The following is a 7,584-nucleotide window of genomic DNA, read 5'->3' on the forward strand; positions in this document are numbered from 1 at the left end:
GAGCGACCACGTACCCGGCGAACCGGGCCTCTGGCACGCTCTCGCGGCGATCACGAGCTCGACAGCCGGCCGGTACCCCGTGGTCTGATCCCCTCCGATGACATCAAGGCCGTCGAGCGCCCGTCACTGCCGCTACCTGGGCAAGGCCCCGCTGCCAGTCAGCCACACAAACAAGCCAATCACCTTGAAGCGCCGAAGTCAGTAAGACCTCCAGTGTCCATCAGGAGCTTGTGGTGTGGATGAGGGCCAGCACGGTGTCGACGATGCATCCTTCTTGTTCGACAGGGTAGCCGCGGCGGAGGCATCCCTGGGCGAGGGACGCCGCGGGGCCGGCGAGCATCGCTTGAAGGTCCTGCCAGATCGGGCTGTTGGGTGGCCACGGGTCCTGCTGTGTGTGGCCGGGCGCCTGTCCCACATCGCAGATCACGGCGTTGTTACGGGCGGTCAGGGGGAGCGAGTTCCAGATGGCTGTGGCGATACGGGTGCCGCCGAGGTCGGCGTCAGGGGCAATGATGATGCGGTCGGCCTGTGCGCCGAGTTCGGCGATGTGCTGGAGAATTTCGCGGCTTGGCATGCCGGCGTGGTACAGGATTCCGGGTGGTTGGGGGTGTCCTTCGAGCGCGCGGTAGAGGGCGTCTGCGGCTTGGAGGTTCTCCACCATGATCAGGGTGTGGGTGCGGAGTTGGAGGTGCAGGTCGCTGGTCGCCGTGGGGAGGAGGACGACGCCCAGGCCGTCCAGGCGGCGCCGCTGGCCGGCTGGTGTGGCGGTGATGGGTCCGCCGAGGCCGATACGGCTGCGCCCGTGCAGTCCCAGGGCCTGAACCAGGGTGGCTGGGACGCCAGAGTCGCGCAGGATTCGGTCGGCGTCGTCCCAGGTTTTGGTGTCGCGGGTGTGGGCGAGGGAGAACGCCCGGGTGCTGGTGTGTCGGGTGCCAAGGCACAGGTCGTCGGCGAGGGCTGTCAGGACTGCGATGCGCCGGTGCGCGGGCACCGGTCGGGTCTTTTCTCGGGCGAGTGCTTCGTCGAGCCGTTGAAGGTCCTGCCGGGCGATGCCCTCGGGCAGTGCGGGAAGGCTGGCGATGTCGGCGCGGGCTCGTTCGAGCGTTCGTGTCAGCCGTTGGTTCTGCTCGTCCCGGGCGTCGTGGTGCAGCCTGGCGTGACCGCGACCGGCCGTGGTCAGGTACCAGCGCACGGGGGCACCGATGGTGAGGTCGTCGGCCACCTCGCAGCGCACAGTGACGATTCCGGCCCGCACGAGCTCGAGGGCCAGGGTCCAGGCTGCGTCTCCGAAGCGTTCCTTCACGGTGCTCCATTCCCGTCTCGACCCACCGAGGATGAAGCCGCGGTCACCTGGGGGCCGGGAGGAGAGGAGTTGGTCGCCGGTGGCCGGCTCCGGCGGCGTGACGGGCACCAGGTCGATGTGCCTGTCCCGCGCCGGGCCTTGCGCTCTACGCGGCGCATTGTGGGCACCGACAGCCTGGCGGCCGGCGGGTCGGACGAATCGCGCCGAGAGCCCGAGCGGGATGTCGGCCAGATGGGCCACCGGCCCGTGGTGGGGTGGGCCGGTCAGGATGTTCACCACCAGGTGCGTCCGGCGAGCAGTGCGTCGAGGGTGATCTCGACTCGGTCGTTGTTGGCGTCGTAACCGAACATGCGGGTGGCGGTGTTGAGGGCTTCGGTGTGGCTGGGGTAGTGGAAGTAGAGCAGGCCTCCGAAGTAGTCGGCGGCATCGTCGACCATGGTCTCCTGGCAGGTTCCCAAGACGGTGATGCCGTGCCGCTCAGCCGTCTCGGAGATCGCGGAGAGCACCTCGCGGCGGTGGTGGTATCCGAGCGCGTCACCCAGTTCGTCAAGGATGAGGACCCGGCCGCGCGGGTGAGGGGAGGCCAGGAGGGCCGCAAGGACGAGGTGGATGGAGAACAGCTTCTCCTGCGCGGCGTTAGTGATGTTGTCGTAGGGAAGCATCCTGCCGCCCGGGGTGCGGCGCCATTGCGGGATGATCTCGCAGCGCCACAGGTCGGACAGCGATGCTGGCGGTGTGAGCGTGCGGTGCAGCTCGGCGCCGTAGAGGCCGGCTTCGCGGTTGAGGCGGTCGAGGGCGTTCTCGATGTCCTGCAGGGCCTGGTCGAGCCGCAGTGCGATACCGTCCTGCATGGCCTGAACGCTGTCGTGCAGGTCGGTGACGGTCTGCTGGGCAGCGGTGAGGCCGAGCTCGCGTTCCTCGCGGTTGGCGAGTACGCGGGCTCGGGTTCCGCGGTCGGTGTCGGCGCGGGTGTCGAGCCAGTCCTGGATGGTGTTGGCGGGTTCTTCGAAGGCGTCGGCCTTGACGAACTGGCGGGAGCCGTCGTCACCGGCTTGGTTGGCGCGCAGTTGGACGGCGTTGGCGATGGCCGGGGTGGGGGCGTTGGCGCCGGTGATGGAGTCGATGCTGAGGTCGAACATGGCCTGGAGGAGGTGGCGTCCGGCGAGTTCTCGCAGCATGATCTCGCTGCGTCGCTCTGGCGGCTCGGCTTGTGGGTCTGGTTGCTGGCCTGGCTGGGGCAGGTGCAGAGCGGTGCGGGCTTGTTCGCGGCTGCCGGCGCGCTCGAGCCAGTATGGGATGTTGAGCGCGGTGAGTTCGCGGTCTATGTCTTCGCGTTGCTTCTTGATCTTGTCTTCGTCCTCGGAGGTCTTGCGGATTCGGTTGTCGGCGACGCGTCGTTGGAGTTCGAGGGTCTGTTGCCTGGCGTAGGCGGCCTGCTGTTCTTCAAGCGCCTCGGCGGAGGCCGTCTCCAGCTGTGGGAGCTGCCGTGCAATCTCGGTGCTGTCGCGTTCGAGGGCTTGGCGGCGTTGGCGCAGTTTGGCGGCCTGTTCGGCGTGCTGCAGCCGGTGGACGAGCAGTTCGGCGTCTGTCTGCGCGGTTTGTGCCAGGTGCACCGTTGCCTCGGCGGTTCGGAGGGTTTTCTGGGCCTTGTCCGCTGCATCGTGCAGTCGTTCGAGCAGGGTGGTGCGGCCGGTGATGGGGTGGGGGAATCCGCCCAGGATGTGCAGGCCGAGCTCTTCGTCGAGGGCGGTGACCGGGTCGGTGGTGGTCTGCAGGCGCTCGGCCAGGGCGTGGAGGAAGGGCCGTAGTGCGGGCGGGGCGAAGGCCGGCGAGCGCGCGCCCGGGCCGGTGTGGCGCAGAACGAGGACGGCTCCGGGCTGGTCGGCCAGTGCCGCGGCGGCGGATTCGGCCTGGTCGGCGTCGATGCAGACGGCGTCGCGGTAGAGGGACAGGCGTGCCTCCCAGCGGGCTCGCTGCGGGGTCGGGACGTCGAGGGCATCGAGCAGGCCGACGGCGTCGATGTCGGCGTCGGTGAGGATCTCGACGGTGCGTCCGGCCTGCCCGTAGTGGCCGCGTTCGGCCTGCTCGATGTCATTGACGGTCGCGACGTGGGCGGCTTGAGCCGCGCTTCGGCGCACTTCGGCACTCAAAGTCTCCTTGCGTGCGTCGGCGGCAGCGTTGCGGGCCTCGTCCAGGGTGCCGTGGGCCCCGACGGCTTCCTGTTCTTCCACGCGCAGTTGCTCCTCGGTGCGGGCGATGTCGTTGGCGAGGGCCGCTTCCCGGGCCCGGACCTCATCGAGGCGGTGCTTGGCTCGCTGCTGGGCCTGGAATGCCGCGCGGAAGGCTTGGTCGACCTGTGCGGTATCGCGCAGGCCCTCCAGCTCGGCGCGGGCGCGCGCAACAGCGCGCCCGGCGTCCTCGAGTGGCGCGCGGAGATCGTCCTTCTCGCTCGTCAGCTGGTCCTGTTTGTCGAGGACCTCGAGCAGTCCGCTGGCGTAGTGCAGCTGCCAGAAACGGTCGGCCTGGGCGAGGTTGGCTCGTGCTTTGTCCCGCTGTTCAACTGCCTGTAGGGCCGCCTCTTCCTGGACGAGGGCGTGCTCGTTGTCGCGTTCCAGCTCGGTGAGCTGCGCCATCTCCCGCGCCAGGTCGTGACGCACAGCCTGGTCCGTGTCGAGGAGCTGGGCCCGCCCGGTCAGGTCGATCAGGGCGTTTCCGATACCGGCCGGGGTGAACAGACCTGTTTCGAGTTTGAGCAGGGAGGGCCCGCCGCGGCGCTTACCGCGGGAGGTCAGGTAGGCCAGGCAGCGCGGAACTGGCCCGTACAGGCGCTCGGCGTACTGAATGGCCCCGAGCGACGGGGCGGGCAGGGAATTGAAGGTCGCGGGTGCACTCTGGTGGCGTTCCTCATCGTCATGGGAGGTGGCCAGGTGGATTCCCGGGGTGTGGCGGACTTGGACGTATGGGGCGGTGGCGGCGATCCGCATCCAGACGGTGTGCGCGGTGTTCAGAACGTCGTCCGGGTCGGCGAAGACGCCAGCGATGAAGCCAAAGGTGGCCGCCGGGTAGCGTTGGGCTGCGACGCCGGCGGTGTCGGGTTCGAACAGCAGCTGGGCCACGGCTGCCGGACCGGCGCCGTACATCCGCCACTCGGGGTCGCCGAGCAATAGGGCCACCGCGGCCAGCCAGCTGGTCTTCCCGGACTCGTTTGAGTCCTCGGGCCCCTTGCCAGTGACCGCGACGAAGCATCCGGGAACCGTGACGACAGCAGGCGACGGGTGGCGGGCGATGTCGAACATCTGCACCGCGATCAGTTGACGGTCTCCAATGACGCCGAGATCCACTTCGCGTGTGCTGCTGGGTTCAGTGATAGTTGCTTGGGTAGTCATGGCTGAAGTTCCTCAGCTGGCGGGGACGGTGCCCTGCTCTCCCCCTGCTCCCGTCGCCGTCGGATGACCGTCGCGTACAGCGAGCCGGGCAGGGTGACCAGGACCAGGTCCTCCCAGAGGTGCGCGGACTGGGCGTCGGTCAGGCGCAGCAGGGCCGGGCCGGGCAGGAGTTGTCCTTGGTAGCCGGTGCGCACAAGACGCCTGGCCTTGAGTCGCCGCACTGCGGGTCGGATCAGTGCGTAGGTCGCGTGGTCGTCGGTGTTGGCGTGGATCTCGGTAATGGAGGTACCCGGGCCGTCACTGAGCCAGGAGGTGGAGTGGTGTTTTCCGCCGGCTCGGGGGATGGCAACGGTGCGCAGCAGCACGATGGCCAGCACCGCACGGTCGATCTCCGGGAGCAGTCCGATGCCATCGGCAGCCAGTTGCGCGGCGACGGTGTCGTCGTAGCCGCTGGTGTAACCGGTGATGGTGCGGTGTTCGCGTGACAGAAGCGTGCGGCCGCCAGCCTTGAGACGGCGGGCCACAATGACACGCAGGGCGTCGTTACTCAGCGCGGGCAGCGCTTCGGCCGGCACGAGGCCGTCTGCTGTCTCCACAGCGGCCATGGCCGCCTGCACCAGGGTCTCTTCACGTTCGGAGAGGGTGTCGCTCATGGCTCGTCGTCCTCGACGTCCCGGGCCGCGGCCCGGGGTGGTTGGGGAAGGTGGTCGCGCAGCCGGCGCATGGCCTCGGCGAACGTGTCGGGAAGGCCAGCAACGGCCGGACCGAGATGAAGGTGTCCGCCGTCGGTGTAGACCAGTAGAAGCAGCGGGAGTTCGGTATCGAGGGCGTCCTTGACGGCTTTCGAGTCGGCGCCGATCTCGATCAGGGCGTCGATGATCTCCGCCCGGGTGAAGGCCTCACCGGGGTAGGGGGGCCTGCGCATGTCAGCCCATGCGGCGCTGAGGCACATTGCGAAGGTGAGCGACTGGGTCGGGCTGAGGCGCCGCACGGGGTAGGCGGCGGTTTCTTCGGGGACCGGCGGCACCAACCACCCCAGGGCGAGCGCTCGGCGGGCACCTGCGGTGCGGCCAGCGGTGAGCGCGGGCGGCGGGATAGGGCCGGCGCACTCGACAAGGCGACGACCGCAGCGATGGGCCTGCTGCTGGGCTCTGTCGATCGCCTGGTCTTCGATGGCGGTGGCGTCCAGCAGGCCCTGTGCCCGGGCAGCGGCCAGGAGGTAGGCGGGGTCATGGAGCCTCATGGCCTTCCCTCCGGCGCGGGTGGCGAGGCGGGATCATCGCCCGGGCCTCGGTACGGTGCAGCGTGATCGGGTGCAGGTAGGTGACCCAGCCGATGCGGTCGACGATCAGAGCGATGGCGATCTCCAGGCGGTACGGGGCCTCGGGATCGGCGTCCAGTCCGATCAAGTCCGCGAGCAGACGGGCGGCGGCCCGCCAGCGGGAGCGCTGCAGCTCGCCGGTTAGATCCACCCGGTCGCATTCCACCAGGACCCGCTCGGCCAGGTGTTCCTGTCGGCTGCGTTCGCGGGTTCGGGCCTCCCCGAGCCGCTGGACCGGGTCCGGCTCCAAGGGCACCTTCGGCATGGACGGCCTGCGGCGCACGCGAGGGTAAGGGGCGAACTCCTCGACGGCCATCATGAGTGTCCCCGCATCGATCCAGACAGCCGGGGGATCCACGACCAGGCAGTCGCCGAACTGAGCGAGTTGGGCCAGCGGAGCGTGCCGGGCAGCTTCGAGATACTCCTCCGCACTGAGCACGTCGAAGTCCAGGGTTCTGCCGCCCTGTTCGACGATTCTCTGAACTGCGGCGTTCAACGCCTGCTGGTAGCGCTGCTCGGCATTCAGGAGACCGACGGCCTGGAAGTCCAAGGCATGGTCCCCTGGGAAGTGCGCGGAGACAGCCTGATTGAGGAAGATGATCTTATCCCGCAGCCCCGGGTGGTTGTGCTCTCGCTGCCCCTCCGCCAGCTCTCTCAGGCTGGCGTCTGCCACAAGGCGTTCGAGGTGGATTGCGTAGAGGGTCAGCATCTGCCGGGAGTGACGGATGTTGCTCTCGATGGTTGCGCGGTCGCGGATGCTCTGGCCGATCAGAGCACTGGTCTCGTCCAGGAGAGCGGCGAGTTCATCGATTCCCCGGTGACGGCGCAGACGCTCGTGGACCAGGATAGCCGGCCCTACCGCCGGGTGAAGGGCGTACCGCTGCTGGTGCTTCTTGGCGATGTACGGCTGGATCGCGCCGTAGTGTTCGAAGATCGCCCACCGCGAATCAAAGAAGGCCTGGTCGTACTGCGATGAGGACCGCTCCTCGATCAGCGTCCAGACCTCGGTCCTGGTCGGACCTCCCGAGGCCTTGCTGTCCGCGAACGCGCTAACGATGTCTCGGGCCACGCTCAGGGCGTCGGGGCCTTCGAGTAGAGCGTCTCTGAACTTGGCCACCACCGCACTGAAGGCACGGACGTTGAGGGCCTGCTGTCTCGGGCTGAGCTGTCCAGAACTGCTGGCTACGCCCTCAGGCGAGTCGCGGCCCTGGTCGGATTCCCCGGCATTCATAGCCGACACTCCAACGGTCACGACGTGAATGTGCCCATTCTCCACCAGAGGGATGGACATGACAAGGCACTCCCGCCAGAGACCTCGCTAGCCACTCGATTCCGTCCCTCCAAACGGCGCCTTCCACGGTCGTGCCGTCCTACGATCATGGACTGATCTGCCCGTTCGGACGGTCGACCGGAAAAAGAGGAGTCGTCCGTGGAATCGGATTCGAACAAGCCGCTAGGGCCTGTCTTCAAACCCCCGTCTGCGCGGCGACGCCGGGGCACGCACCTCGACGGCTTCTCGTCAGTCGCCGATGCTCCGCATGGACTCCCTCCTCGGCGCCGCCGATGCACGCACC

At 68.3% G+C, this 7,584-nt stretch carries 5 protein-coding genes; all 5 read right to left on the reverse strand.

The window, feature by feature from the left end; genetic code table 11:
• Positions 1-220 precede the first annotated feature (220 nt).
• The 5 genes from ACQRUO_RS37710 to ACQRUO_RS37730 are packed head-to-tail and all read right to left on the reverse strand — an operon-like array spanning position 221 to position 7,301.
• Positions 221-1,579 carry a hypothetical protein gene (locus ACQRUO_RS37710; RefSeq protein WP_428320695.1) on the reverse strand — a complete coding sequence of 453 codons (1,359 nt, stop codon included), beginning with the start codon at positions 1,577-1,579 and terminating at the stop codon, positions 221-223.
• Complete coding sequence (locus tag ACQRUO_RS37715) at positions 1,576-4,689, reverse strand: hypothetical protein (protein WP_428320696.1); 3,114 nt, start codon at positions 4,687-4,689, stop codon at positions 1,576-1,578. The genes ACQRUO_RS37710 and ACQRUO_RS37715 overlap by 4 nt, the downstream gene beginning before the upstream one ends.
• Positions 4,686-5,342, reverse strand: a complete 657-nt coding sequence (locus tag ACQRUO_RS37720) for a hypothetical protein (RefSeq protein WP_428320697.1) — start codon at positions 5,340-5,342, stop codon at positions 4,686-4,688. Before ACQRUO_RS37720 ends, ACQRUO_RS37715 begins: the two co-directional genes overlap by 4 nt.
• A complete protein-coding gene (locus tag ACQRUO_RS37725) occupies positions 5,339-5,932 on the reverse strand; it encodes a hypothetical protein (RefSeq protein WP_428320698.1) in 594 nt (197 codons plus the stop codon). Before ACQRUO_RS37725 ends, ACQRUO_RS37720 begins: the two co-directional genes overlap by 4 nt.
• Positions 5,919-7,301: a hypothetical protein gene (locus ACQRUO_RS37730; protein WP_428320699.1), complete on the reverse strand. Its 1,383-nt coding sequence runs from the start codon at positions 7,299-7,301 to the stop codon at positions 5,919-5,921. The genes ACQRUO_RS37725 and ACQRUO_RS37730 overlap by 14 nt, the downstream gene beginning before the upstream one ends.
• Between the last annotated feature and the right edge of the window lie 283 nt (positions 7,302-7,584).

The sequence above is a fragment of the Kitasatospora sp. LaBMicrA B282 genome, assembly GCF_050325825.1.
In the GTDB taxonomy this organism is placed as follows: Bacteria; Actinomycetota; Actinomycetes; order Streptomycetales; family Streptomycetaceae; genus Kitasatospora.